Genomic DNA, 1,009 nt, shown 5'->3' on the forward strand with positions numbered 1-1,009 from the left:
ACTGTTTATTCCATTTCTGCTCAAAAGACTTCCAAAAATCATCCACACTACAATATCATTTGATTAAATCCATTTTGACCTCTCATGCATATTAAACATTAGTTTGGGGAAACAAATGTTTTAAATGATGCAGAGGTCTTTTGTCATTTAAATTTTATTCTTCTTATTCATTATCAAAGGGATAAATCCAAAATTCAGGTTATTAACTTTTTCAAAACAACTAATAATTATTGAAAGTATTTGCACCCATACAGGTTTAAATGGAGTGGGTCTGCTAAGGAGTTAAAATGCGCTAAATCGAAAAGAATTTTTGGAAAGCTATTTGTTGACGAGGGATATTTCGGCAGAATTTGCAAAGAGAATTTTTTTAAATACTGACAACTATAAAATCGGATAAGAAGTAGGAAGTAAGGAAGTTGACAGATAAAACCTTCTTAGAAAGCGAGCTATCATTGAAACGGCAAATGATCTATTAAAAAATATTTTTCAAATTAAACAGACACGCTGGAGAAACACCAGGAATTTTTAATTAATATGAGTCGAGGTTGCCACTCGTACACGTCATCTTAAAAAAAGTCGTTAGTGAGCTTAGCAGAACAACTTTGTCTACTGTGAATGGCTGCATAAAAACTAAAATTCCACCTTAACAAATTTGAGCAAACTTTATAACAAAGTTTAAAAATTTTGAATTTAAAACCTAGTAATTTTTAATTGATAAAAATATTTTCTATTTATTTAACTACCTGTTTTATTTCATTACTATTGCCATGATATTTATTTACATATTATAATTTTCAAAAATATATATAGATAATTTAAAAATTATTTAACTAATTTGGAAGGTAATTTTGAATATCCATAATCCAAGAGTTAATCCTAGTAATCTCCTCGTTAACGCAGATACCCATTCTTATTTTCGATCAAACAATTATTTAAAATTTTCTGAACGAATTGGTTTGCTGTGTAAAACAATTTTTCAGAGCTTCCTCAACTTATTCTTTAATTATCT

General features: G+C 28.1%; 1 pseudogene. It reads left to right on the top strand.

Going from position 1 to position 1,009, the window contains the following annotated elements:
- Positions 1 to 430: 430 nt before the first annotated feature.
- A pseudogene (locus BU804_RS17545) lies at positions 431 to 526 on the top strand (transposase); the annotation flags it as partial.
- Positions 527 to 1,009: the final 483 nt, after the last annotated feature.

The organism is Candidatus Protochlamydia sp. W-9, from assembly GCF_001950615.1.
Lineage (GTDB): Bacteria > Chlamydiota > Chlamydiia > Chlamydiales > Parachlamydiaceae > Protochlamydia > Protochlamydia amoebophila.